Here is a 24,358-nt window from a genome sequence, read left to right on the forward strand (position 1 = left end):
GGTATGGAACTCTACAGAGCTAAATTCGGCACTCCAGAGAGGGGGTGGGTGGTTCTCGTCCACGGCCTCGGCGAGCACAGCGGGCGCTACGGGAAGCTCATAGAACTCCTCAACGGTGCAGGCTTTGGAGTTTACGCCTTCGACTGGCCCGGACACGGAAAGAGCCCCGGCAAGAGGGGACACACGAGTGTCGAAGAGGCTATGAAAATAATTGATTCCATAATTGAAGAATTAGGTGAAAAGCCCTTCCTCTTCGGACACAGCCTCGGCGGTCTGACAGTTATCAGGTACGCAGAGACTAGGCCGGATAAGATAATGGGCGTCGTCGCTTCATCCCCAGCCCTGGCCAAAAGCCCCAAAACGCCGAGCTTCATGGTGGCCCTCGCCAAAGTCCTGGGGAGGATAACCCCCGGACTGAGCCTCTCCAACGGCCTCGACCCGAAGCTCCTCTCAAGAAACCCCGACGCCGTGAAGCGCTACATCGAAGACCCCCTCGTCCACGACAGAATCTCTGGGAAGCTCGGCATGAGCGTCTTCGACAACATGGAGAGGGCGCACAAAGAGGCAGAGAGAATTAAGGCTCCAGTTCTCCTTCTCGTGGGCACGGCCGATATTATAACACCACCGGAGGGCTCAAGGAGGCTCTTCGAAGAGCTTAAAGTGAAGGACAAAACGATCATGGAGTTTAAGGGTGCGTACCACGAAATCTTTGAGGACCCTGAATGGGGCGAGGAGTTCCACAGGGCGATAGTGGAGTGGCTCGTGTCGCATTCCAGGGGAGATTTGGAATGGGCGTCAGCAGAAAGGGCATCTTCCATTATGGGGGACTGATCCCCCTCCTCACACTCCCGTGGCTCGGGACGACGTGGGTTATCTTCACGGTTCTCGCGGTGGTGCACCGCTTCCGGGAGAGGGTGTGGAGACTCTATCGGAAATACGGAGGCAATTTTAAAGCGTATCTGCTCGTTGGCATGGCATCCGCCTACCTGGTGGAAGTGCTTGCCGTAATTGACAACCTCAAACTTCCTCCTGAAGAGAGAATACTCCTCAACCCCGACCCGCTGACAGACCTGTACCTGGCCTTTGCCTACTATTTCCCCTTCGCCCTCTACTGGGGGCTGGCAGTGAGGCGGTACGACTACTCCTGGCGGGAGGTTTTCCTGATAGGCGGGGCAATCGGCATCCTAATGGAGCAGATGGGGGCGGTCTTTCTCTCGTTCAACCCGGTGGCGTGGCTCTACGTTCTCCTCGTCTACGGCTCCTACAAAGCCATTCCAGTACTCGTGGCGGAGGACTGCCTGAGGAAAAGGGAGAGGAGACAGATTGGGATGTGGAAGAAGCTCGTCCTCGGTCTCCTGGTTGAGTTCGCGGCATTCGTCTCGGCCGGGGCGTTGCTGTGGGTTTTTGGAATCGCTCTGTAGTATGAAAGCCAGCACTTATCACAACCCTTTTATCGAGCGAGGTAGAAGGAATCCATTGGGAGGCTCGACTTAGGGCAGATAGCGGCACGCAATCCCGGGTGGCTTCGATGCTCCTCGACACTTTTCCCAGGTTCCTTGAGGAGTGGGACGGAAGCGTAGACAGCTGGCTTCGGTATATTCGAGAATATCCTAAGCTATTTGAGAAAATAAAGTGGGACTACGAGCGCTACAAAATGGACTGGAGGGAGTTCACACAGGTACCCTCAAAACGAAACGTGGAGGAACTCGTCCTTGCCCACGAAAACCTGCTTGAGGTCCTTCCAAGGGTGGAAAACCAGATTGAGGGGATTTTTGGTATCAAACCGGAGGACTACAACGTGGTTATCTACGTAGGCCTCGAAAACGGTGCCGGCTGGGTGAGCGAATTCCTTGGAAAGCCCTCCGTCCTGTTCGGCCTTGAGGCGATAGCGGAGCTTGGCTGGTACGAGAGGTTCGAGGGGCTGGTAGCTCACGAGCTCGGCCACGTGGTTCACTGGCTCATAAGGGGGGAGAACATAGAGGAACGTGAGAACGAACCCGCGATGTGGCTCTACACCGAGGGCTTTGCCCAGCGGGTTGAGGACTCCGTGACCGGAAGGCCCTGGCACCTAGAGGAGGAAGGGTGGTTCGAGTGGTGTGAGGAGAACGAGGGGCTTCTGAAGAGGGAATTCCTCAGGAGGATTGAGGAGAACGAACCCCTGAACCCGTTTTTCGGCTCATGGTACACGCTCTTCGGGAGGCAGTTCACCGGCTACTACCTCGGTTACGCCTTCATACGCTGGCTTGAGGGTTTTTACCCCACCGAAAAAATCGCAAAGCTCGAAAGGGGTGAAATCATGGACGCCATTCTCCGCTTCCTGGGGCAACGGGGAGATGCTGGACATGAGGAAACTCGTCCTTGAGGCCTATGAGCTTAAGTTCATGAGACGGCTATTCACGGTATTCCTCGTTCTTTTCGTCTCCATGGTCACACTGATGCTCCTTAACCTCGCGAGGGGAGGGGCCCCGAGAGAGGCTTTCACGGGGATTCTGATATACGTCATCTTCGCGGCCATTGTAACTGCCCTGATGGTCTTCTCGCTTAGGAAGATGGGGGAGGGCCCCAAAAAGGCCGCCCGGCTGGCCGGGGAGACCATGCTCGAGGGAAACCGCCTCGTGTTTCCGGCGGAACTCGAGTTCGAATACGGAAGGGTCGTCCTCATCGATCATCCAAAACGGCGGCGGCCGGACCGGGGATTCAAAGCCCTGGGAATGGCGAAGGCCTCAGTCATCGAGTTCCAGGATCAGGAGTTCAAGATCGTGGCCAGGGGAGAGGAGGGGTTTGCGAGCCTTCCCGCGATACGGGTGATAACAAAGCCCTACGAAAGGGTTGTCCTCCTATTCCTAACCGACAGGGGGCGTGTGGTCGGCAAAAGGCTCATCGCCGGCACGGAGGATGGGCTGGATGTTGAAGTGGAGGGGAGAGGCAGGGAGCTGGTTGGGAAGTTCTACCGCCTCAGGGAGGGGAGAAAGATCAATGTGCTCATTAACATCCCGGAGAATCCAAGCGTCAGCGTGAAGGTTGCGGACTCCTCGAGCCCGGAGTTTCGGTATTCAATGCTCCCCTACGAAAAGACCGTGGTGTTCTGCCCCTCGGGGGGTCTGAGCGTGGGAAACCTAACGAGAAGCCTCGGCTACTCCTTCCTGGTCCTCGGGCACGGGGAGTTCCTCCTGAAGTTCACACTCCCAGGGCCAAGGGGGAAGGAGCTGGGGGCCTATAAGTTTGAGGTCGTGCTCGGTGAGAAAGAGGGCTGGTAGCTTTGGGGACTAAAACTTCACTCTCTCAACGCGGTAGTAAACAACGTCGTTGTCCTCGTCAACAACGGCCATCACCATGTTTTTCCTAACGCCGTGGGCGACCCTGACGCGCGCGGTGAGGTCGTTGGGCACCATTTTTTTATTCTCCCCCACGACCCACACGAGCCAGTCAGCGTGCTCCTCCATTCCCCTCCGGTAAACGCGGAAGTGCGAGCCGTACTTGAGGGCCGTCTTCACGATGTAGCCCCTCTTCCTCAAATCCCTGTAAACCAGGAACTTCAGATCAAAGCCCTCGTCCTTCTTCCTCGCGAGGTCGAAGAGCTCCCTCAGCGAGAGCTCCCTATCGCCGTCGAAAACCCGTATCTTTCCCCACTCCATTAGGTACGCCGCCTCGATGAGCGAGAGGAACAGCTTGCCCTCAATGACCTCTCCAAAGTAGCGCTTATTGTAGAACTGGTTTATGGCCTTCTCCCTCTCCGAGAAGACCCTCTCACCGCTGAGATAGAACGCTATGGGTTCCTTCATGAGTCCTGCCCCCAGTCGTCCCTCCTTAGCACCATGTAGTAGGCGTCCTCGCCGTCCGAGTAGTATGCCTTCACCCTCTTGAGCACACGGAAGCCAAGCTTCAGGTACAGGTTTATAGCCCTTTCGTTGCTCACCCTGACCTCAAGGCCTATGTACTTCGCGCCAAGGCCGAAGAGACGCTCTATCACCTCAACCATGAGGGCCTTGCCTATGCCATTCCCCCTGTACTCCGGGTCAACCGCTATGCTCATTATGTGGCCCTCAAGGTCGGGCCTCAGGTAGCCCATGACGTAGCCGACCACCTTGCCAGCATACTCCGCGACGAGGAAGGTCTGGGGGTTGTTCTCGAGAAAGACTATGAAAATCCCGCGGGGGTACTTCTCCCTGAACGAGGAGTGCTCTATCCTCATTATGTCGGGCAGGTCAAAGAGCTTGGCCGAGCGGATTGCCACGAGGCCAATGGGAACCCTCTTTGGAAGGGGCAAATCCCTGGACGATATGCTCATGTTTTAGATTTCCGCCGGGAAATTTATAATGTTATTGGCGCCCGCTTTGAGAGGTTACTCAGCAAAAAAGTTTTAAAAAACGCATACCAGTGGTTAACATGCGCGATCTCCGGGAGCTCTCGCAGGAGGAAATCGAGGGGATCCAGAGGCATGTACTAAGCCTTAGAGACGAAGGGCTTAGCTACTCCCACATTGTTCGGAAAATTGCCGAAGAGCGCAATGTGAGGATTTCCAAAGCCACTGTTCTGCGCTGGTGCAAAGGGACGCACAACACATTCAACAGAACGAAAAGGGTTAATCTGAAACCTTCAGCGCCGTTGGCCTACATTATAGGAACCTACCTAGGAGACGCCACCGCCGTGGAGAAAAGCAACTACCGCTACGCGATAAGGCTCAAGGTCGTTGACAGGGAGTTCGCAGAGGCCTTTGCCGGAGCGTTGAGCGAAATCGGCCTCAGTCCATCACTCGGCTTTGAGAGAAACACCGGAAGAAGTAATAGGTGGTACGTTGAAGCCTACGGAAAGGGTCTCTTCAACTTCCTGAGAGGGCCTGAGGATAGGCTTTTTGAGGTTGCAAAGGCGTACCCGAGGGAGTTTTTGAGGGGGTTCTTTGACAGCGAGGGAAGTGCGATTGTTTCTAATGGGAGAGCCCGTGTTGAGGCATGCAACTACGATTTAGAAGTCATAAAACTCTGCAGAGAGCTGCTTAGTGAATTGGGGATACTTTCGAGGATTTACAGAACAAAACACAAAGGACAATCCGTGATAATACACGGGAAACAATATCACTACACCTCAGACCTATTCACACTTATGATAAACCAGAAAGACAGTGTGTACAGGTACATGAGAGAAGTAGGATTCACTATTCGCAGAAAACAGAACAAACTGTTAGCTCATTTTAAGTTGTTGTAACAGAGAACGACGATATCATGGGACAATGGAACAAAAGGCTTATAGCGGGGGGAGGATTTGAACCTCCGACCTCCGGGTTATGAGCCCGGCGGGCACTCCTAGCTGCCCCACCCCGCTGCTCGACCCGATACATACTACCCCACGTCGGCTTTATAAGTGTTGCGGTGGTATGCTTTTATACCTTCCCTCCCCAGATAGCCACGGTGGTGACATGTACCTCACGAAGGAAGAGGAACTTATTCTGGTGGGCGAGTACGGCTACGCACTCCAGAAGGCGATGGAGATACTGGTCGCGCTTGGCGACATATATGGAGCTGATCGGCTCATACCTATCAAGAGCGCCCAGGTGGCTGGAGTTTCCTACAAGAACATTGGCAAAGCTGGCGTCGAGTTCCTGAGGGACTTCGTGGATGCCGGGGCGAAGGTGAGCGTTTACACGACATTGAATCCAGCTGGAATCGGGGACGATGACTTCATGGAGAGGCAGAGGGAAGTGCTCGAACTGTACCGCGCCATGGGCATCGAGGTCACCTCGACCTGCACCCCCTACTACGGCGCCAACCTTCCCAAGTTCGGTGATCACGTAGCGTGGAGCGAGAGCTCCGCCGTGGTTTTCGCGAACTCCATAATAGGGGCCAGAACCAACAGGGAGGGCGGCCCATCAAGCTTGGCTGCCGCTATAGTGGGGAAAACACCCAACTACGGCCTCCATCTTGATGAAAACCGGAAGGCCACTGTTATCGTGGACGTTCGAGCGAAGGTGGAGAGCTTCGTGGACTACGCGGCCCTTGGCTACCACCTTGGAAGGGCCCTTGGAAACGACGTGCCCTACCTAAAAGGGTTGAAGCCGGAGAGCACCGACTTCCTCAAGGAGATGGGAGCTGCTATGGCCGCGAGCGGGTCGGTAGCGCTCTACCACGTCGAGGGTGAGACACCTGAGTACAAGGAAGCGATAGCCGGTGAGCTTGAAACGATAACGGTTGAGGATTCCGACATAAAGGCGGTGAAGGAGCAGTTCTCAGATGGATGGAGCGAGATAGACATGATCCTAATTGGCTGTCCCCACGCCTCCCTGCCAGAGGTGAAAGAAATTGCGGAGCTCCTCAAAATGCGCGGAAGGCCGCTCAGGATACCGCTCTTCATAACGGCGAGCAGGGCCGTTAAGGCTTTAGCGGATGCGCTCGGCTACACCGAAACCATAGAGCGCTACAACGGGAAGATAATAGCAGATTCCTGCTTCGTGGTTTCACCCATAAAGGGCTGGTACAGAGGGATAGCGACCAACAGCGGCAAGTCAGCGTTCTACTTCCGCTCGTTCGGCTTCAGCGTGAGGCTCGACGAGGCGGAGAACCTGATAAAGGAGGCCCCGTGAGGTGAGAGGATGAGGCTCAAGGGAAGGAAAGTGGTCGGCGGGAGGGTTGATGGCGAGCTCATCGTGTCCCAAAAGCCCCTCTCCTTCCTTGGAGGGGTTGACCCCGATACCGGAATCGTTACCGACGCGGAGAGCGACATAAGGGGGCAGAGTGTGGCGGGGAAGATACTCGCCTTCCCCCGCGGCAAAGGATCAACAGTTGGCTCCTACGTCATCTACGCCCTCAAAAAGAACGGGAAGGCACCGAAGGCCATAATCGTCGAGGAGGCGGAAACCATAGTGGCAACCGGTGCAATAATCGCGAACATTCCAATGGTGCAGGGGATAGACGTCTCGAAACTCCGGAGCGGCGCGAGGGTGAAGGTTGATGGAGAAACCGGGGAGGTAGTGGTGGAGGACGAATAACCTTTAAACCCTCCCCACAAATTATTACAAGGTGAAAAAATGCCGAAGGGAATCTATGAGTGCATAAACTGCGGGCATCGAGAGGTTCGCGACTCAAGTGAGGTTCTCATAGAGAACGCGTGCCCCGAGTGCGGGGGTGACCTTCTCCTCGTCGGCTTCGAGGTCAAGCCCGTTGAGGAAGCAAAGCCCGTTGACGAACGCCTTGAGGGGCTTCTCCAGAGCTTCTACACGCTCGGGGAGATGAAACAGGCTGGAGAGGTAACGGCCTTTGAGGTTCTCGATGTTCACGAGCCCAACTTCGAGAGGGTTCTGGAGGCACTCGAGCCCCTCGGCTACTGGGCGGCCCTCAAGAAGCGCGAGGGAAAGGTGGTTCTCTACGTGTTCTCCGCGCAGGAGAGCAAGGAGAGCAACCCCTACGTGGGCATAGCGCTCTTCATCCTCACTCTCCTCAGCACGATAATGGCCGGTTACTACCTGTCCCTCGGCTACATAAGCTTCCTCAATGAGTACAGCCTCCCGGGAGTTAGAAACATCTGGATAAACGCGCTCGCCTTTTCTATAAGCGTTCTCGCCATCCTCGGCACCCACGAGATGGGCCACAAGATAGCGGCCACTCTCCACGGCGTAAAGTCCACTTTCCCGTACTTCATACCCTTCCCGAACATCCTCGGCACGCTGGGAGCTGTAATAAGGGTTAAATCGCCAATCCCCACGAGGAACGCCGCCATTGACCTCGGGGTCAGCGGGCCCATAGCGGGCTTTATAGTTGCCGTCCCCGTCCTCATAATAGGTCTCCGCCTCTCCGTGGCCCTGCCTGCGAGCGCGGTAAAACCGGTCGAGGGTGGAATAATCTTCGGCAACAGTCTGATAATGACCCTCATAGAGACATATATCCTGAAAATCCCGGAGGACTATGTCATAAACCTCCACCCCGTGGCGATAGCGGGCTGGGTGGGGATACTCGTCACGTTCCTCAACCTAATTCCAGCTGCCCAGCTCGACGGTGGCCACGTGGCAAGGGCGTTTCTTGGGGAAAAGGCACACACCTACGCCACAATGGGTGTGGGCTTTCTCCTGATACTCATGAGCTACTTCTGGGTGGGCTGGGCCCTCTGGGGGTTCATAGTGCTCCTCATGGGCCGCGTCGGCAACCCCGGTGCCCTCGACGAGGTGTCCCCAATATCGGGGAGGAGAATAGTCCTGGCATTAGCAGTGCTCCTCATATTCCTCCTATCCGCCACCCCTGCACCGCTGAGCACGACGTGAGGGTGGATATTTTTCAATCTTTTCTATGCTCCTTTAGAATTTGCTCAATGTCGTAGTATATGGAGTCCCTGGACACGTTGAACATCCTGGCGATTTCCGAGATGTTGAGAGCCTTTGGATTGTACTGGAAAAGCTTCAGGGCCTTCGCAAGCAGCTCACGCCTTTCTTTGATTCCGAACTCCCTCAGCTCAACTTTCTCCAGGGGAGCGTTGTATACTACGAGGCCAACGGCGTAAGTTCTCCTCGTGACGGGCGTCGTGTACGTTCCAAAGGTGAAGTCCACGACTTCGTAATGGGGCTTCATGCGCGAGTTAATGGCCTCTTGGAGCTGTTTTATGGCCTCCTCCCTGTTTCTGCCCACTGAATAATCCACGATTATGCCCTTGTCCATTGTGATACTTTTATCCAGGAGAAGGGCTACCCTTATCTCCATAAACGCTCCGAAACTCAGGTCCACCTTCGCCCTGCTGATTTTACCTCCTCTCCTACCGAGTTTTTCCATTGAATTTTTTCTAATTCCCATTACACAATCTTCAACATTCGCCGATTCCGATTGGATTATCACCAGCTCCATGGAATCACCCTTGGCAATACCGCATAATGGGTATAAATCACTCAAAATTGAGGAGAAAGTTATATATAACAATTTTGCACTAAAGTAACATGACAATTGCCGTTCGGAGGTGTTAGAATGAAGAGGAAAGCGCAGGGAGCAATTGAGTATCTGTTTATGATTGCGGCCGCCCTTATTATCGTGGCCGTCGTGATAAGGTACCTTAGGAGTACTGGTAGTGCCGCTGGAGGACAGGCTGAGCAGACCGTAAGCGATATTGGAAGCCAGATCTCGGGTGCCATAAGCAGCGAAATTGCAAACGCAACAGGCTAAATTCACCTTGGCCATATTTCTTCTTTTATGTAAGGGTGTTTGAAATGAAGCGATTTGCTCAGGGCAGCGTTGAGTACCTGTTCCTTCTGGGGGCAACGATAGTAATAATCCTCGTGGTTGTTGGTTACATCGCCACATTCTCCCACAACATGGCCAACAGTACAGCAGAGACCAACAATCAAAACGTAAAGAACGTTATGGACAAGATTGCCAACATATCAAGTGAAGAAATTAATGGGTGAGTTTTAGGATTATCTCCTTCCCGAATAGCCTCGCTTTTTTATCGTTTACTCTTTTTATTTCCTCAATGCCGGATATGTAAAGGCTGAATTTCGGGTGTAAAATGACCGCCTCCCCGTTTTCGAGGGTTTGCACCACGATGCCATCATTAAATTCAAGGGTTATGCTCATATCATTTGGGATGACAATCAATATCTCGTCTGGTACCTGCTTTAACTGATAGGTTGCACTCCCGTTTTCAGACCACTGCCTCACGGTGTAGGAGGAGCCTTCCCAGCTTAGCATGGTTTTCGTGTTAAACTCAGTGGTGTTGTTAAAGGCATGAATATACGCAACCTCCGTGCTGTCTACGAGCAGTGCTACCTCTCCATGGGAGCTCGTGACGCTGAGGTTGCGAGAATCGTTGCTCATCCAATATAGCTCCAAAACGTTCCCATTCTCGTATGACTCCGCAAAAGCGAGGGTGAAGTTCATCCTCGCGGTTCTTATCAGGGAGTCGTAGTTCCTCTTCAGCGTTGTGTCCCTATCTTTTATGGTGTACATCCACGTGCTGAATACGATGTACGAAACGTTATGTTTGGACAGATAGTGGAGTAATCCCGTGGAGTTCTCCCTGGCAAGGTAGAAAACTCCAAAGTTGTCCAGCATGTACGGGGGCGTCTTAAGTCCCAGGTAGTACGCGTTCATGGGGTTAACTGAATAATACGTCTCCCCATCCAATCCCTCACGTTTTATGTAATCCTCAAGGTCATCCCGAAGCTCCCTTGAGTGAACGGCCCACCCCAGCCTCAGCTTGCCGGCGGGGTAGTTCACGGCCACGCCGTAGTTTATCATCCCAAGGAACACTATCCCCACGACCACCAGGGATACCGCTTTTTTCACCTCCAGCACACCCCCCCAGATGGCATCGAGGAGGAGCAGGTACCCTACGAGCACAAGAGGATACAAAAAGCGCATGTTTGGAAGGACCGGAGCCACGAAGAAGTATATCGCAATGTTCATCAGCGCTAGATTCCTTAAATATGCGTTAAGACGAACTTTTCCCCTCGAGGAGACAAAAAAGTATGCCAGCAGGAGGAATAAGAGGGGGGTATAGGAATACAAAAATTCCGGTTCCCTATCCTTTAGTGCAGTCAAGAAATTATTTAACAATTCAAAGAGAGTTATTATCGGCAGGTAGCGCCCTCCTTGGGCAATGTACGTCTGGTTAAAGTAGTCAAAGCCAACAAACAATCCCAAAGGTATCTCTATAACAGCCTTTCCGGCCACCGCCACAAGTCCCAGCTTGACTGCAGTCCTCCACTCCCCAAGAATCATGGAAATGGCGTGGGCAATTTTCCTGACGTAGCTTGCATTGAACACGTAAACCGTTAGCGTCCCCCAAAGGATGAGCATAAGCGCTACCGCAAACTTCTGACCCACTATGGTTATTGATGAAATTCCAGGCACAATAATTAGGAGTCTCGTGAGGTTGGTGGGATAAAACATCACCGCGGATATCGAGACCAGAGTCATCGCGAGGTATGCCATTAGTACTACCGTGCCCTGCTTTCTGTTGAACACAACGTTTGCCGCATCCGTTAGGTAATCCCACAATTCATCTCTCCTTGAAAACAGTATTGTCATGTAGAGGGCCAAGAGGTAGGGAAGTATTGTAAATTTCGATGTACTACCAACGGCGGCGGCGAAAACGGAAATGTAAGCGTGCTTAAACTCCCCAGTCTTAAAGTACCTAACAAAGTAATACATTGAGAGGAGGGCAAACAGCTCTATTGATGTCTCATGGTAAACCACGGTGTTCATGTGCACCATGAGCGGGTCGAGGGCAAGCAGAGTGCTGAACGCAACCCCAAGTTTCCAGTCTCTGAGCTCCCTTCCAACCAGATAAGCTACAAAGAGCGCCAGGAGCCCAAGAAAGAAGGAGAGTGCCCTTCCAACAATGTATGTATCCCCAAAGATTCTCATCCAGAGGGCCAGGAGGTAATAATACAGGGGAGGGTGGACGGCGTAAATGTCGCGGTACGGAAGGATTCCGTGATTGATGAAACGGGCGATCATAAGATAGGTTCCCTCATCGTAGTCCATGTACTCGTTCATTGGGACAAGTAGGGGCAACCTCGTAACGATGTAAAGGAGCACCGGGAAAGTAAGTAGAATGAACCTCTTCCTCTTCATGTTCCTCAACCCGTGATGAGCTTTATGTAGCGTACCCCAAGCGCTTCGTTCTCCTTGAGTTCAACTTCAATGGTTAAAAAGTTAAGCTCGCCCGGGAGCAGCCTATGGTTCAGTTCAACCCACTGCGGGGTGTACTCCTTACGGGATAGGAACTCCCCGGCGGGCTCCCCATTAACGTAAAACCTCACCCTTTTCCCCGCGGGCAAAGAAAGCAAAAGTTTGATCCCCGTGTAATTTCCAGTGGGCACGAATGCAATCGTGGAGTTCCTGGAAATCGTCACAATGTATGGAGTACCTTTGATCCGGGCTTTTCTCGTCGCGTAATTCCTTAAAACCCATCCATAGACGAAGTACCTCTCGCTCTCATCCTTGGAACAGTCAATGGTGTCGTTTACCCCAAAGTAATCACGAACGAATTTTATATTCTCCCGTGGGTCGTGGGAGGATACATCAAAGAGCCACAGCCCGCTGTTGAAATAGACAAGCCTGTACCGTTTGTAAAACTCCTCAACGTTGAGTGGGTAAGGATCTATCTCAGCGGTTCCCCTCGTATCAACGTATAGATAGCGGGCGAGGTTGCCCTCCAAGAGGCTGCGGTATCTCTCGGGATTGAGTCCACTGTTGCTGGCGAGACAGACAATGGGAGTGTCCATAAGAATTGGAAGCCATCTCCCCGAGTCAAAGACGCAGGCGGTGGCCACGGGGGTTGTCCCGACATAATTACTAACCGCCTTAAGGGCGGAGACAACGTTCTCGTCAAGGATGTAAGATGACTCACTCGCCATGTGCTCGATGGAGAGTGGATATACCGCGGGCGCTAGGGATAGTAGCAGGACAACCGCTACCACTATACCTGACCCACGGGTGAAAACACCCTTAACGCGGCTTAGGATGAAAGAAACGATGTAGCAAACGCCCACCCCCTCAAATATGGGGATTATAGGTGTCAAGAGTATAAAAGTTCGCTCAGAGTTCCATATTGCAGAGTAGTAAGGAATAGGGAACCTCCAGTAGATTTTATTCAAGATTAGGAAAAATATGAACAACAAGGTTGATGTCAGAGGCAGCAGCCTGTTATGGGTTGCTATTGAGAGAAGAAGGGCCATACCAAACCCAAAGCCCAGCAACAGCTGTCCGTTGTCAAAAAATGTGAACCGGAGGATGTTCATTAGAAATTCTACATTGTCCTTATTAGCATAAATGGAATTGATTTTTATACCGTTCTGCATGTAAGCTTGGGCGCGTGGTGTAGAGAGGTAGTAAAACCCCGCACTCACGAGTAGCTGGACCAGAAAAACCCAAAACGCCCTGCGTTCCTTCCTTTTGGAGAGCATGTAAAACCCCGCAAAAGCCTGAAAGATCATGTACTGGTACGGGTGAACGAGCAACATAACGGTGGACACCACCGTTGCTGTCGAAATGTACTTGACATCCCCCACATCCATGGCACGGACGTACAGGAAAAGCGCGAACAGAAAAAACATATAGTTGGTAAACGCGGGTAAAAGGGCATACTGAACAAAATAATAGTAGAGAGCTGAGAAGGGAGTTATTAACGCGGCATAAAGCGCCGCATCCTTCCCGAGAAGGGCCTTGGCGGCAAGGTACGTGGCTACGGGGAAATAGGCCCACTCAAAGAGGCGCAGGTAGTTCATCGCGAATATTATATTGCCCGGATTGCCGGCTGAGAGCCAGGCCACCAAAGAGTGGTAACCCGAGGGATAAGTGGTTATGGAGGAACTGAAATACGGAGGAACACTCTGGAAATACAGCGAACCCGTGTCAAGTATCATCCTGACCTTTGAGGCATGGAACCACGTATCCGGAGCCCTGTAATCGGGGAGAAGAAAGTAGAACCGCTTCACCGCAAATTCCATCAGAACGACCGTTGCGAGCACAAAGGCAACTTTACGGTCAAAATCAAACTTGAGGGAGTGTTTTTCAAATAGCACCATGAGAATACCGGATAGGATGGCCAATATGTCCAGATATTTCAGGGGAATCCCAAGAAAACTGAGGAGATATGAGGCGATGATGATGTAGGAGGCACCAAGGGCCGGAGAAATCAATAGACCCTCCTCAGGTTCCTCAAAGATTCGAGAAGCGAGGACAATGCCCAGTACAAACATTAACCCTAACATCCCCAGGGGGGTACGAACAAAATACAGAACAAGAAAGAGCCCCGCGAAAAGGGCCTTCCTCTTCGTTAGCTGCGCCCATCCCACCTTTGCAGGAACCATCAAAAGTCCTCCCTCGTGATACTCAAGTTTCGGGAGTTTCGAGCTCAGTCCCCACTTCTCTTCACCGGTCAGCGCAATTCGCTCTCATCATCGCCCATAATTCAAGAATAAAGTTAAGGAGCTTAATGGAGCTTGTACCTCAGGAAGGCTCCAAGCCCTCCGAAGGCCTTGTAGAACTGCTGTCCCTCCTCCGTATCAAGGGATATTATCTCCACGTTGGCACCGCTCTCCTCGGCCATCTTTATGAGCTCTTCTGCAACCTCCCACTTCTCGAAGCTCAGGTTCTGGCTGCCGCACTTGGGGCATGCCTGATAGCTCTTCCTGAAGGCATCGAAGTCGCTCTCGTGTATCGTCTTGAGCTCCTCCCAGCCGCAGGCGTTGCAGTGCACTTTCGCCCTTATCAGGTCGTATCCCTCGCTTATGAGGAGAGTGTCAACGGCCCCGAGCATGAGGGCGTGCCTTATCTCCTTCTCACCGTAGGTTATCATCCCCGTGTCCTTGGCGAGGTGCCTGAAGAAATCCTGAATGAGCTTCCTCTCCTTAACGGCTTCATGCTCCTTGAGGATGTCACTGGCCTTCTCAACGAGCTCCCTCAGCCCGTACTCGCCGCTGTAGCTTATGTCCACGACCCCGAGTATCTTCTTCTTGAGCTCGTGGTGGAGGTAGTCGCCCTCAAGGAAGTCCTCCTTGGTGGGACCGGGCCCGCCGATGATTATTCCCTTGAGCTCTCCCTTCTCGAGGAGCGGCAGAAAGGCCTCGTTGGCGTGCTCCCCTATGCGCTTCATGAACTCGTGGGTCTCCTGCTCACGGATGCGCTCGTAACGCCTCGCAGACTGACCACCGGCCCTCGTCTTTCCGGGAACCGTTGAGTGCAGATCATCCACGAGCTCTATCTTCTTGCCCCGGAGGATGCCTATGGTCGCGTCGTTCTTCTCGACGGTTATGAGACCGTAGGCGTCCTTAACTCGTAGCATCTCCTCGAGGGGCTCCGTAACGAAGGTCTGGTCACATCGGTAGAGCCTCACGTTGACGGGTTCGGGGGGGATTATGGCGAAAACGCGTATGTCGCTCACTCCCTCCTGCTCGCTCACGTTGCCGACGAAAAGTGCCAGACCGTTCTCAGGGGTCTGCTTGTAGAGCTTGAGGTGCTGCATTGCCCTCTCCAATGCCCCGAGAACGTTCTTTCGCGTTGACTTGCTTTTGATGTTCTGCGCCGTTCCGTATTCCTCGCGGAGCTGCTGCATAACCTTGTTCAGGTCGTAGCCGGCTGGAACGTAGAGGCTCACCAGTTCCGTCGCTCGGCCCCGAATCTTCTTGAGCTCTTCAACCTTCTTTTTAAGTTCATACATCTCAGTTGAGGTATGAGACATGAGCATCACCTCAGAACCATTTTTCTCTCTCAATCACAATAAAAAATGGGGCTTATAAAAGTTTGGCCTAGAAGAGGGACATTAGAATGACGATGAAGACGCCCACAACGCCGCCCACCGCGATTATCAGCAGGTTGGCCAGGGTCAGATCAATGTGCACAATTCCAAGGAAGTTGAGCAGGCCCACGAGGATGAGGCCCACCACCGTGTTCACCGCCAGCCACTTGAGTACCATTAGGGTCAGCTTGGCCACGATGTAGCCAACGAGGATGAGTAGGAGGAGGAAAACAAGCCACTCGAACACCTCACTCGCCTCCGAGGGAGTTCATAACGTCCCTGGCGATTTCACCGAGGGGGACCCACTTGTAGCCCTCAAAGGGCAGTATGACCTTATCCTGAACCTCGATGAGGGGCCTAACGCTCTCAATGGCCTCCCTACCGTTCACGGCCTTGAGCATGATGAGCCCAAAGGCCTTCTGGTTTTTGTCCCCGCTCTCCACGAGTTCTACCGCTCCCCTGAGCACCGCCTCCTTGGGAACGCTCATACCGCTCTCCAGGAGGGCCTTGAGGAACACCATGGCGTTTTCACGGACGTAGGGGTTTTTAGAACTGACCAGTGCAAAGAGCTTTGACACGAAAGAGCTGTCAACCTTCCCACGCAGTGTCTTGGAATCCCTGGATATCACCTCGCTAAGCAGGAGAAGGGCGTCCCCCCTTATTCCCATAACGTTATCATCGAGTAGCTCAATCAGGGCCTCAACCACCTTCCTATCCTTGAGGGCGCTTTCAATTATCTCCCCCATCCTTTCCTCTTCAATCATTTTTCTTACTTTACCCTTCTTCGAGCCAAAGGAAAACAGCCCCATGACCACACCACCTTGTTAGTATCTGGTTTTGGGTTTCAAGGTTAAATTCTTTTGGGTCAACTCATCCAAAAGTTTAAGTCATTTTAGCCCGCATTACATACGGTGGGAAAATGCAGGAGTGGTATCAATCCCGGGCCCTCTATGAGACCATAACGAGTCTCCTCAAGAAGGGACAGTTTGAGATGGCCCTCAAGATGAGCAGGGAAATCCCGGACGACGGCATAAAGGTCACCTCGTACTCGAAGATAGTCATCGAGATGGCTAGGATAGGGATAAACTACGAAGAGGCCCTCAAAGAGGCAATAAACGCCACGATGGCACTCGACGAAGAGGCCAGGGAAAAGGCCCTCATGAGCCTCGCCTTTGAGCTCATGAACCTCGGAAAGTTCGAGGACGCGCTGATGGTCGGGAACATTATACCCGACGTCTCCGGTCAGTCCAAGGTCAAGGCGGAGGTCGCGCTGAAGCTGGCGGAGAATGGAGATTTGTCCAGGGCCCTTGAGCTTATAAACGACATCCTGGACGAGGACGTGAAGACGTGGGCCATGGCGATGCTGAGCAACAAAATGAAAGGCTAAAGGGAGATTATCTCATTCACGAGGCTTATCCTTGAAACGGGGGTCGGGATTGAGTTCGTGACGGCGAGTTCGTCCACTGCACCGCTCACGCGCTCTATGGCCCCCTCGGCGAAGACACCGTGGGTAGCGGCCACGAAAATCTTCTCCGCCCCCATCTCCCTCAGCAGGTTCGCGGCCCTCACCATTGTTCCTCCCGTGCTTATTATGTCGTCCACTATGAGGACGTTCTTTCCGTCAACGTCAACGTCCACGGGCCACATCTGAACCTCCGTCGGGGAAACGCGCTTCTTCTCAAAGTGGCTAAACTCAAGGCCAAGCTCGCGGGCAACGGCCTCAGCCCTTCCAAGGGCGCCCCTGTCGGGGGCAAGAACAAGTCCATCGCCGAGCTTCTCGCGGAAGTAGTCCGCTATGGCCTTAGCCGGTGAGAGGTTCACCGCCTTTCCAGGGAAGTACCTGAGGGTCTCGGGGTTGTGGAGGTCGAAGACGTAGAGCTCATCGTAGTAGAGTCCTATTGCCCTCATCACGGCCCTCACGCTTACCGGCTCGCCCTCCTTCGTGACCCTGTCCTGGCGCGAGTAAGCAAGGTAAGGCACCACCGCCCTGAGCCTCTCAAAGCCCCTCTCCCTGAGGGCGTCACCAAGAAGGAGGAGCTCTATGAGGTGCTCGTTCTGGGGTCTGAACGTGGACTGGACGACGGTAACTTCCTTCCCCTCCCCCGGAACGCGGACGTAGCGCTCCCCGTCCGGAAAGCTCTTTATCTCCGCCTCCAGGAGCTCGACCCTCCCGGCGAATTCCTCACGCATATGATAAGCACCGCTACCTACAACGAACTTCATAGACACCACCGTGTTAAGCATCGCGCGGTGCCTTAAAAGGGTTGCTCACTTGAAGAGCCGTATATCCACCACGATGTGCCAGACACCGGGGGCGTAGCGCTTGATGACCAGCTCGTTGAGCTTCTCCGCCTCGTAGCCGTGCTCCCTCGCTATCCTCCGGAATGTCTCGAAGGGCTCCCCTGGCCTTAAACGCTCGGGAACGGTGTTGTGGTAGTGGATAACCGCCCCGTCCTTCGCTATGCTGAGGGCCTTGGGAATGAACTCGGCCGTTCTGACTACATATCCCATAAGAACCCTGTCTGCGATGTTCTCACCCGGAAAGTCGCGGTTGTCCATGTTGTAGGCCGTCATCCTGTCCTGCACTTTATTGAGCTCGATGTTCTCCACAAGAAATCTAAATGTATACGGGCTCTTCTCTATCGCTATTACTTTCGCTTTTCCGTGGACGGCCATGGGGAGGCTGAGGTGGCCTATCCCCGCGAACATGTCAACTACCAGCTCCCCCGGCTTTGCCACCCTGGCCATTCTCACGCGCTCCTTGACGTTGGCCGGGGAGAACATGACCTTAGCCACGTCGAGCTTGTACTTTATACCGTTCTCGACGTGAACCGTCACCGTGTCGTTTCCGTAGAGGAGCTCGTAGTTGGTCTCGCGGAACTCACCTCCAATGCGGCCCTTTCTGAGAACGGACTTGACCTCAAGCACCTCCGCGTAGACCTCCGCAACGCGGTGCTTGTAGGGGTCAAGCTCCGGCCGGAGCGGTAGAATCAGAACGTCCCCTATCCGGACCCAGTGCTTCGGGAGCTTCTCAATCAGCTCCGGCGGGAGCTCGCGGGAGAGAATTTCCCTTATGCGCGGCTTTATGACCCTGGTGCTCTTCATGGTTGAGGCCTCTCGGCGCGGACTTTTAAGGTTTCCCTTTCACTTCAACCTCCTTTGAAGCCGTCGGGCCCCTTAAATACGATAAAGGAGAGTTAGTATCGGTGATGTTTATGGAGAGAAAGAGGGTTTTCGCGGGCCTCGCGCTCGTGCTCGTGGTTATAGCGGCACTGGCATTTCAGGGAGGAAAAGCCTCCCAGCCCTCTGGAAGCGTCGTGCTCTACGATTCAGCCAGGATAGCCGTCGTGGAGAAGAACCTCACGCTCGAGCTGAAGTCGGGCCTCAACGAGGTTCCTCTCGAGGAGGTAGAGGGTCTGGATATCGCGGAGGTAACGCTTATACCCCCGGAAGGGGTCGAGGTTCTCGGGCTCGTGAGCAGGGGAGACAAAAAGGATGCCTTTGAAGCCAGCGTTGGCCAGAGGGTGGAACTCAAGCTGAAGAACGGGGATGTTATAGCGGGCACCCTCATGGGCTACTCGGACGGAAAGCTCGTCATAGAGGGCGAAAGCTACTACCTCGTTGACCCCTCTGAGATAGCATACCTCAAGGTGCCCTCCGCCGGTTCGGACGGGAGAAAGAGCTACGCGGTGGTGAGGGCGAAGGAGGACGGCACCTACACCTTCCGCATTATATACCGCGTCGAGAACATCGGCTGGAGCTCACGCTACAAGCTCTACCTGAGCGATGATGCAATCCTCCAGGGCTACGTTGTGATAGACAACCCCACGAACAAGAGCTTCGAGGATGTGGATGTGCTCCTCGTCTCGGGGGATGTGACCTTCTACAGATCACCCAGATATTACCTCGATATGGCTGTAAAAAGCGCTGGAATGCCCGAGGCTGCCCCTGTGGAGCCCCAGAAGCTTGAGGCTTTCTACCTCTACTCCCTCGGAACGGCGGACATCAACGCCTTCGAGCGGAAGCTCATACCCTACGTCTCCGTGAGGGCACCTGTGGATAGGAGCTATCTCTACGAGAGCTACACGTACTCCGGAAGCGGGGACGTCTACGAGGTCGTCTCCCTCAAGACGGACAGGGTTCTCCCTGCCGGAATCGTGGAGATCTACCGCGAAAACGAGGGTAAAGCTCTCCTCATAGGCGAGCAGTGGATAGATCACACCCCCAAGGGCGACACCCTGAGACTCAGGCTCGGGCGCGACGTTGACCTAAAGGGCACGACGAAGGTGCTCGATGAGAGGCACTACGACAGGGGGGCCTACTACAAGGTGGAGGTCACCGTGGAAAACTTTGGAAGCGAGAGCAGGGATGTCGTTGTAAGGCACTACAAGGGGCGCGGAAAGCTTCTTGAGTCGAGCGTAAGTCCAAGCGAAGAGACCGCTAGCTATGTGGAGTTCATCCTCACGGTGGGGCCGGGGGAGAAGAGGAGCGTCACCTTCGACTACGAGGTGAGCTACTGAGCCTTTACATTTCTATCGGCGGCCTCAGCGAGAAGTCGGTCGTCATCCCTCAGCTCACTCTTGTTCCAATCATCGGCCGCCGTTCTTAGTTTCTCCGACAGGCTTTTAATCGTTCCCCCGAACACGTGATGGGATGAAAGATGCTGCCTGGAAAGGTTCCGCCGGAGAAGCTCAGGGAGATAGTTTTCAACCACCTTGGAGTGGAGGACGAGAGGGTTTTGATAGGGCCGAGCGTTGGGATTGACGCCGCCGCCATAGATTTCGGGGGGAGGGTTTTGATAGCGACGAGCGACCCGATAACGGGTGCCGAAAAGGGCATAGGTTACTACGCGGTGAACGTCAACGCCAACGACGTGGCGACGATGGGAGCCCGACCGAGGTGGTTTCTCGTGACGATTCTCCTGCCCGAGACCGCCGGCGAGGCGCTTTTGAGGGAGATAATGGACGACATACACCGGAGCGCGAGGGAGATTGGCGTGGCCGTGATAGGTGGCCACACGGAGGTAACCGTCGGACTCGAGAGGCCCATCGTCCTTGGAACGATGCTCGGGGAGGTGGAGAAGGGTAGGCTCGTTCACGCCGGAAACGCAAAGCCCGGGGATGCCGTAATACTCACGAAGGGCCTCGCGATAGAGGGGACGGCTATAATAGCCGCCGAGAGGGAGGAAGAGCTCAGGGCGGCATACGGGGACGACTTCGTCGAGAGGGCAAAGTCATTCCTGCGAAAAATAAGCGTCGTGAAGGATGCGATGGTGGCGATGGAGGTTGGTGTTAACGCGATGCACGACCCCACGGAGGGAGGAGTGGCCAACGGCCTCCATGAGATGGCAGAGGCTTCGAACCTCGGCTTTAGGGTGTACGGAGAGAGGTTCCCCATAGCCGAGGAAACGAGGGTTATATGCGAGCACTTCAACCTCGACCCGCTGGCGCTCATAAGCTCGGGGGCCCTCCTGATAGCGGCGCCGCCGGAGAGAGCTAAAAAGGTGGTTGATGCACTCAGGGCGGAGGGCATCACCGCGGAGGTCATAGGCGAGTTCCTAGAGGAGAAAAAGAGGGTTATCGTGGTGGACGGGGAGGAGAGGCCCCTTCCCCAGCCAAAAACTGACGAACTGTGGAAGGTTGTCTGACTACTCTGCCACCGGAAGTGCCTCCCTTTCCCTCTCCTTCCATTCCTCCATGAGCGTCTGGAGGAGCGCGAGGCTCACGGGCCCTATTATCAACCCCTTGAAGCCAAAGGCTATGAGACCCCCGAATATCCCTATGAGGGCCACCACGCCGTTTATTCTAGCGCCCTCACCCACCAGGCGGGGCCTTATGGTTACGTCAGGGATCGGAGATATGAAGACCGCACCGTAGAGCGCGAAGAGGAGCGCGCTGGCGAGGCCAGTGCTGTGATATAGGTAGATCGCACCCGCCAGCCAGAGCACCCACCCACCTATGACCGGGAGCAGCTCGAGTATCACGCAGAGCACTCCAGCGGCTATCGCGGCCGCGGTGTCACCTATCCCAAAGAGCATGAACCCCGCTACGAGGAATATCCCCTTAAGCGTGCTCAGGAGAAACCATGTCCTTAGAAGGGCGCTCAACGTTGATTCGGCCCTCTTTATGAGCGCTTCTCCAAGCTCCCTGTTCTCCGCAGGGATGAGGCGATTGAGCTCGAGGTAGAGGAAGCGGGCGTTCTGGAGTGAGACGAAGAAAACCCCGAGAAACACTATAATCTGGAGAACGAAGAGTGGAACGGAGAGGGAGTAGTTGAGGAGGGAGCTTTGAATTCTCGCGGGGAGGTTCTCCCCCAGGGTAGCCACAACGCTCTGAACCGGACCCGGAAGGTCGGGGCGGTTGATGAAGTCCATGGCGTAAACGATGTAAGTGTAGATGTAGTTGAGCGTGCCCCTCAGCCAGAGCACAACACCCATGAGCAGGAGAATCGAGATAACACCCATCAAGGCGGTTATTAATATCGCGGACTCCCTCTCGCCAGTCTTAAGGGCGAGCCTGTGGTGGACGGGGAGCACTATGTAGGCCACGGCCAGCCCGAAGATGATGGGAGTGAGGAATGGTTCGACGGTTTTCCACACCAAAAAGAGTATAAAAACGGAGAGGGCTATCCAGACGAGTCTCTCACCCTCCATTCTACCACTTCCGGAGATAGGGAGTTATGAGTTCCCTAACGGAGGGCTTGTTGAAGAGGAAGAGTCTCCCCCTCCCCTCGTCGAGTACGAAGTCCCTGCCGAAGGCTATGAGCCCGTCCTTGAGCTTGTATATCTCGCTCCCCTCGAGGGCCTTTTTGACGTGCTCTCTAACCTCCGGAGGGGCCTCTATGTCCTCCAGGGCACCCTCAAGCCTGTTGAGGAGGGAGCGGTTCACGAACTTCGTGCCCCTGAGGGGAAGCTCCTCCCCCTCCACCTCGGAGGCGTCCATGTATATTCCCCAGAACTCCTTGGCGCACTCGAAGGGGTAAACATATTCCGTTCCGTAGTCGGCCCTGTAGAGGTCGAAGATTGCCGCGAGGAGAACCTTCCTTGCGTCGCTCCCGTAGTACTCAATCCTGACGTGAAACCTCCCGTCCTCAAAGCCGTTCTCAAACACCTCAAGCTTCTCCTCGCAGAGCATCCCCTCACCTCCTCAGGTAGGCATCGAGGTAGCGCGGGTCGAGCATGAGGGAGGAGCTCTGGTATATCCCGAAGTCCACCTTTTCCGAATCGTAGAAGATAACCCTCGCGCTCGAAACGTTCATCAGCTCCTCGAGAGCTCTAACGGCATCCTCAAAATCTCCGGTCTCATCAACGAGGACTCCCTCAACGTCCCTGGCGAACCAGCTCCTACCCGTTGCGTACTCCTTCGTGGTGTTCATGTCGAGGTTTCTGCCCTCGCTCACCACGGAGAGGAACTCGTTGTAGTAGGTGTTTATCATGTCCGTTATGATCTTCCTCTCATCAGGCGTCAGGTCCCTCCACTCCGCTCCCATGTCCTTGTAGGGCCCGGTTTTGAAGACGTTCACCTTAATGCCGTTCTGGGCGTAGTTCTGCTCGAGGTCGTAGTGGACGTAGAGGACCCCTATACTCCCCACATCAGCCAGGGGGTCCGCCACTATCTTGTCAGCGGCACAGGAGATGTAATAACCCCCCGAATCGGCCATGGAGGAGGTGTAGGCCACTATGGGGATTCTGTAGGAGAGCTTCTTGAGCTCGGCGTAAATGAGGCGGACGGGCCCGACGTAGCCTCCCGGGCTCTCAACCCAGAGGATAACGCCTCCAACGCTCTCGTTCCGCTCTATCTCCCTTATCTTCGCCACCATGTCCATGGCCGTGTACTCATCAATAGGGCCCACTACGGGGAGAACCACTATCGTCGCGTTGGCCTTCTCCGCCCTTTTCTCCCTTAACTGCTCCTGAAGGTATTCGATTTGCTTCCTGAGCTCCTCGATTTTAAGCTCCAGCTCCGTGTTGTTGGTAACCACGGTAACGTTGGGAATCTGCACCTCGAAGGTCGCATTCCTGGTCTGGTTCAGCATCGCCCTCTGGAGTTCCCCGTTCTGCATGTAGAGAAGCGTGCTTGAAACCACGGAGAGCGCGAGGAGAAGGGTGAGAATAAATGTGAGATACTTCCATACCTCCGACTTATCCACTTACACCACCGTATGAACTAACCCCACATCCTTTTAAAGTTTGGCGAGTAGGTGCGACCATGGGGTACATGGCGAAGGTTGAAGACGTCAGCTTCAGGTACGCTGGGGCCAGGGATTACGCCCTCAAAGATGTCTCCCTTGAGGTCAGGGAGGGCGAGTTTCTGGGAATCCTCGGGGCGAGCGGGAGCGGCAAATCAACGCTGTGCCTCCTCTTCAACGGCATAATCCCCCACTCCATAGGAGGCGAGTTCGAGGGCAACGTCTACGTTAAGGGGAAGAATACGAGGGAGGCGAGCGTGGCGGAGCTCTCCACGATTGTCGGTCTCGTCCTCCAGAACCCCGATGCGCAGCTCTTCAACATGACGGTGGAGGAGGAGGTGGCCTTCGCTCTCGAGAACTTCGGTCTGGACAGGGAGGAGATGAGGAAGCGCATATCGTGGGCCCTCAAACTGGCGGGCCTCGAGGGACTTGAAAAGGAGTTTCCCCCCAACCTCAGCGGCGGTCAGAAACAGCGGCTCGCCATAGCGAGCGTCATAGCAATGAAACCGGAGATGCTCGTTCTCGATGAGCCGACGTCTCAACTCGACCCACTCGGCAGGGAGCAGGTTCTCAGCCTCGTAACGCTCCTCAACAAGGAGAAGGGGCTCACCGTCGTCATGGTGGAGCACAACACCGATTACCTCCTGAACTTCGCGGACAGGGTGGTTGTGGTTGATAAAGGCGAGATTATCCTTGAGGGAAGGCCGAGGGAGGTGTTTGAGGAGGTGGAGCTCCTCGAGAGGCTCGGGGTGAAGCTGCCCGCGAGCGTGAAGATAGGGAGCACCCTTAAGGAGTGGAGGCTTTCCAAGAAGGCCGCGCTTAACGAGAAGGAACTCCTGGCCCTCCTCAACGAGCTGATGGGATAAATGGACCGGATTGGAAAGAGCCGGCCTTCCGCGAGAGCGTCCCGTGCTCCATACGAAAGAGTTATAAAGCCTCCTCCCCGTTATGATTGTGA

General features: G+C 54.4%; 27 protein-coding genes and 1 tRNA gene. 14 read left to right on the plus strand and 14 right to left on the minus strand.

Features of this window, described 5'->3' with window-relative positions; all coding sequences use genetic code 11:
* Positions 1 to 3 precede the first annotated feature (3 nt).
* The 4 genes from PFER_RS03500 (at position 4) to PFER_RS03515 (ending at position 3,257) form a co-directional block, all read left to right on the plus strand.
* Positions 4 to 831 carry an alpha/beta hydrolase gene (locus PFER_RS03500; RefSeq protein WP_048148833.1) on the plus strand — a complete coding sequence of 276 codons (828 nt, stop codon included), beginning with the start codon at positions 4 to 6 and terminating at the stop codon, positions 829 to 831.
* Positions 789 to 1,421: a hypothetical protein gene (locus PFER_RS03505; RefSeq protein WP_048148835.1), complete on the plus strand. Its 633-nt coding sequence runs from the start codon at positions 789 to 791 to the stop codon at positions 1,419 to 1,421. Before PFER_RS03500 ends, PFER_RS03505 begins: the two co-directional genes overlap by 43 nt.
* Positions 1,422 to 1,528: 107 nt before the next feature.
* Entirely contained in the window at positions 1,529 to 2,362 is an 834-nt protein-coding gene (locus PFER_RS03510) for a hypothetical protein (RefSeq protein WP_048148837.1), read from the plus strand.
* Positions 2,334 to 3,257, plus strand: coding sequence for a hypothetical protein (locus PFER_RS03515; protein ID WP_157255041.1), 924 nt, complete (start codon positions 2,334 to 2,336; stop codon positions 3,255 to 3,257). Before PFER_RS03510 ends, PFER_RS03515 begins: the two co-directional genes overlap by 29 nt.
* Positions 3,258 to 3,266: 9 nt before the next feature.
* On the opposite strand, the gene endA is transcribed toward PFER_RS03515, so the two are convergent.
* Positions 3,267 to 3,782 carry a tRNA-intron lyase gene (endA, locus tag PFER_RS03520; RefSeq protein ID WP_048148841.1) on the minus strand — a complete coding sequence of 172 codons (516 nt, stop codon included), beginning with the start codon at positions 3,780 to 3,782 and terminating at the stop codon, positions 3,267 to 3,269.
* Positions 3,779 to 4,288, minus strand: a complete 510-nt coding sequence (rimI, locus tag PFER_RS03525) for a ribosomal protein S18-alanine N-acetyltransferase (protein ID WP_048148844.1) — start codon at positions 4,286 to 4,288, stop codon at positions 3,779 to 3,781. Before rimI ends, endA begins: the two co-directional genes overlap by 4 nt.
* 98 nt (positions 4,289 to 4,386) lie before the next feature.
* On the opposite strand from rimI, the gene PFER_RS03530 reads away from it, so the two are divergent.
* Positions 4,387 to 5,202 carry an LAGLIDADG family homing endonuclease gene (locus tag PFER_RS03530; protein WP_048148846.1) on the plus strand — a complete coding sequence of 272 codons (816 nt, stop codon included), beginning with the start codon at positions 4,387 to 4,389 and terminating at the stop codon, positions 5,200 to 5,202.
* Positions 5,203 to 5,244: 42 nt separating this feature from the next.
* Here the strand turns inward: PFER_RS03530 and PFER_RS03535 are convergent.
* Positions 5,245 to 5,319: transfer RNA gene (locus tag PFER_RS03535), tRNA-Met, on the minus strand.
* Between the two features lie 94 nt (positions 5,320 to 5,413).
* Between PFER_RS03535 and PFER_RS03540 the strand changes: the two genes are divergently transcribed.
* Genes PFER_RS03540 through PFER_RS03550 form a run of 3 tightly spaced genes read left to right on the plus strand, consistent with a single transcriptional unit; the run spans position 5,414 to position 8,245 of the window.
* Positions 5,414 to 6,574, plus strand: coding sequence for an aconitase X catalytic domain-containing protein (locus PFER_RS03540; protein WP_048148848.1), 1,161 nt, complete (start codon positions 5,414 to 5,416; stop codon positions 6,572 to 6,574).
* A 9-nt stretch (positions 6,575 to 6,583) separates the two neighbouring features.
* Complete coding sequence (locus PFER_RS03545; RefSeq protein WP_048148850.1) at positions 6,584 to 6,979, plus strand: DUF126 domain-containing protein; 396 nt, start codon at positions 6,584 to 6,586, stop codon at positions 6,977 to 6,979.
* Positions 6,980 to 7,018: 39 nt separating this feature from the next.
* Complete coding sequence (locus PFER_RS03550) at positions 7,019 to 8,245, plus strand: site-2 protease family protein (RefSeq protein WP_048148851.1); 1,227 nt, start codon at positions 7,019 to 7,021, stop codon at positions 8,243 to 8,245.
* Positions 8,246 to 8,258: 13 nt separating this feature from the next.
* Here PFER_RS03550 and PFER_RS03555 read toward each other — a convergent pair whose 3' ends face one another.
* A complete protein-coding gene (locus tag PFER_RS03555; protein WP_048148852.1) occupies positions 8,259 to 8,819 on the minus strand; it encodes an HTH domain-containing protein in 561 nt (186 codons plus the stop codon).
* Between the two features lie 117 nt (positions 8,820 to 8,936).
* On the opposite strand from PFER_RS03555, the gene PFER_RS03560 reads away from it, so the two are divergent.
* Positions 8,937 to 9,131 (plus strand): class III signal peptide-containing protein, encoded by a 195-nt coding sequence (locus tag PFER_RS03560; RefSeq protein WP_048148854.1) that lies wholly within the window; start codon positions 8,937 to 8,939, stop codon positions 9,129 to 9,131.
* Between the two features lie 44 nt (positions 9,132 to 9,175).
* Positions 9,176 to 9,373, plus strand: a complete 198-nt coding sequence (locus PFER_RS03565) for a class III signal peptide-containing protein (RefSeq protein ID WP_048148856.1) — start codon at positions 9,176 to 9,178, stop codon at positions 9,371 to 9,373.
* On the opposite strand, the gene PFER_RS03570 is transcribed toward PFER_RS03565, so the two are convergent.
* From PFER_RS03570 to PFER_RS03590, 5 genes are all read right to left on the minus strand, one after another.
* Complete coding sequence (locus PFER_RS03570) at positions 9,363 to 11,546, minus strand: glycosyltransferase family 39 protein (protein WP_048148858.1); 2,184 nt, start codon at positions 11,544 to 11,546, stop codon at positions 9,363 to 9,365. The genes PFER_RS03565 and PFER_RS03570 overlap by 11 nt on opposite strands.
* A 5-nt stretch (positions 11,547 to 11,551) precedes the next feature.
* Positions 11,552 to 13,786, minus strand: a complete 2,235-nt coding sequence (locus tag PFER_RS03575; protein ID WP_048148859.1) for a hypothetical protein — start codon at positions 13,784 to 13,786, stop codon at positions 11,552 to 11,554.
* A 122-nt stretch (positions 13,787 to 13,908) separates the two neighbouring features.
* A complete protein-coding gene (gene prf1 / locus PFER_RS03580) occupies positions 13,909 to 15,156 on the minus strand; it encodes a peptide chain release factor aRF-1 (RefSeq protein ID WP_048148861.1) in 1,248 nt (415 codons plus the stop codon).
* 67 nt (positions 15,157 to 15,223) lie between these two features.
* Positions 15,224 to 15,460, minus strand: a complete 237-nt coding sequence (locus tag PFER_RS03585; RefSeq protein WP_048148862.1) for a hypothetical protein — start codon at positions 15,458 to 15,460, stop codon at positions 15,224 to 15,226.
* 1 nt (position 15,461) lies between these two features.
* Entirely contained in the window at positions 15,462 to 15,977 is a 516-nt protein-coding gene (locus PFER_RS03590; RefSeq protein ID WP_157255043.1) for a hypothetical protein, read from the minus strand.
* A 155-nt stretch (positions 15,978 to 16,132) separates the two neighbouring features.
* Here PFER_RS03590 and PFER_RS03595 point away from each other — a divergent pair, with 155 nt between their 5' ends.
* Positions 16,133 to 16,600, plus strand: a complete 468-nt coding sequence (locus tag PFER_RS03595; RefSeq protein ID WP_048148866.1) for a hypothetical protein — start codon at positions 16,133 to 16,135, stop codon at positions 16,598 to 16,600.
* On the opposite strand, the gene PFER_RS03600 is transcribed toward PFER_RS03595, so the two are convergent.
* Both PFER_RS03600 and taw2 read right to left on the minus strand, forming a co-directional pair.
* Complete coding sequence (locus PFER_RS03600; RefSeq protein ID WP_048148868.1) at positions 16,597 to 17,436, minus strand: ribose-phosphate diphosphokinase; 840 nt, start codon at positions 17,434 to 17,436, stop codon at positions 16,597 to 16,599. The two genes, PFER_RS03595 and PFER_RS03600, sit on opposite strands and share 4 nt — an antisense overlap.
* A gap of 45 nt (positions 17,437 to 17,481) precedes the next feature.
* Entirely contained in the window at positions 17,482 to 18,318 is an 837-nt protein-coding gene (gene taw2 / locus PFER_RS03605; RefSeq protein WP_048148870.1) for a tRNA(Phe) (4-demethylwyosine(37)-C(7)) aminocarboxypropyltransferase Taw2, read from the minus strand.
* Positions 18,319 to 18,428: 110 nt separating this feature from the next.
* On the opposite strand from taw2, the gene PFER_RS03610 reads away from it, so the two are divergent.
* Together PFER_RS03610 and PFER_RS03615 are read left to right on the plus strand one after the other, a co-directional pair.
* Positions 18,429 to 19,733: a DUF4139 domain-containing protein gene (locus PFER_RS03610; protein WP_048148872.1), complete on the plus strand. Its 1,305-nt coding sequence runs from the start codon at positions 18,429 to 18,431 to the stop codon at positions 19,731 to 19,733.
* A 140-nt stretch (positions 19,734 to 19,873) separates the two neighbouring features.
* Complete coding sequence (locus PFER_RS03615) at positions 19,874 to 20,860, plus strand: AIR synthase family protein (protein WP_048148874.1); 987 nt, start codon at positions 19,874 to 19,876, stop codon at positions 20,858 to 20,860.
* Here the strand turns inward: PFER_RS03615 and PFER_RS03620 are convergent, their stop codons facing one another.
* Genes PFER_RS03620 through sppA form a run of 3 tightly spaced genes read right to left on the minus strand, consistent with a single transcriptional unit; the run spans position 20,861 to position 23,361 of the window.
* Positions 20,861 to 21,865 carry an AI-2E family transporter gene (locus tag PFER_RS03620; protein WP_048148876.1) on the minus strand — a complete coding sequence of 335 codons (1,005 nt, stop codon included), beginning with the start codon at positions 21,863 to 21,865 and terminating at the stop codon, positions 20,861 to 20,863.
* 1 nt (position 21,866) lies between these two features.
* Complete coding sequence (locus PFER_RS03625) at positions 21,867 to 22,346, minus strand: PH1570 family protein (RefSeq protein WP_048148879.1); 480 nt, start codon at positions 22,344 to 22,346, stop codon at positions 21,867 to 21,869.
* A gap of 4 nt (positions 22,347 to 22,350) precedes the next feature.
* Entirely contained in the window at positions 22,351 to 23,361 is a 1,011-nt protein-coding gene (gene sppA / locus PFER_RS03630; protein ID WP_048148881.1) for a signal peptide peptidase SppA, read from the minus strand.
* A 68-nt stretch (positions 23,362 to 23,429) separates the two neighbouring features.
* Between sppA and PFER_RS03635 the strand changes: the two genes are divergently transcribed.
* Positions 23,430 to 24,266 carry an energy-coupling factor ABC transporter ATP-binding protein gene (locus PFER_RS03635; RefSeq protein ID WP_048149115.1) on the plus strand — a complete coding sequence of 279 codons (837 nt, stop codon included), beginning with the start codon at positions 23,430 to 23,432 and terminating at the stop codon, positions 24,264 to 24,266.
* Positions 24,267 to 24,358: the final 92 nt, after the last annotated feature.

The organism is Palaeococcus ferrophilus DSM 13482 (assembly GCF_000966265.1).
Lineage (GTDB): Archaea > Methanobacteriota_B > Thermococci > Thermococcales > Thermococcaceae > Palaeococcus > Palaeococcus ferrophilus.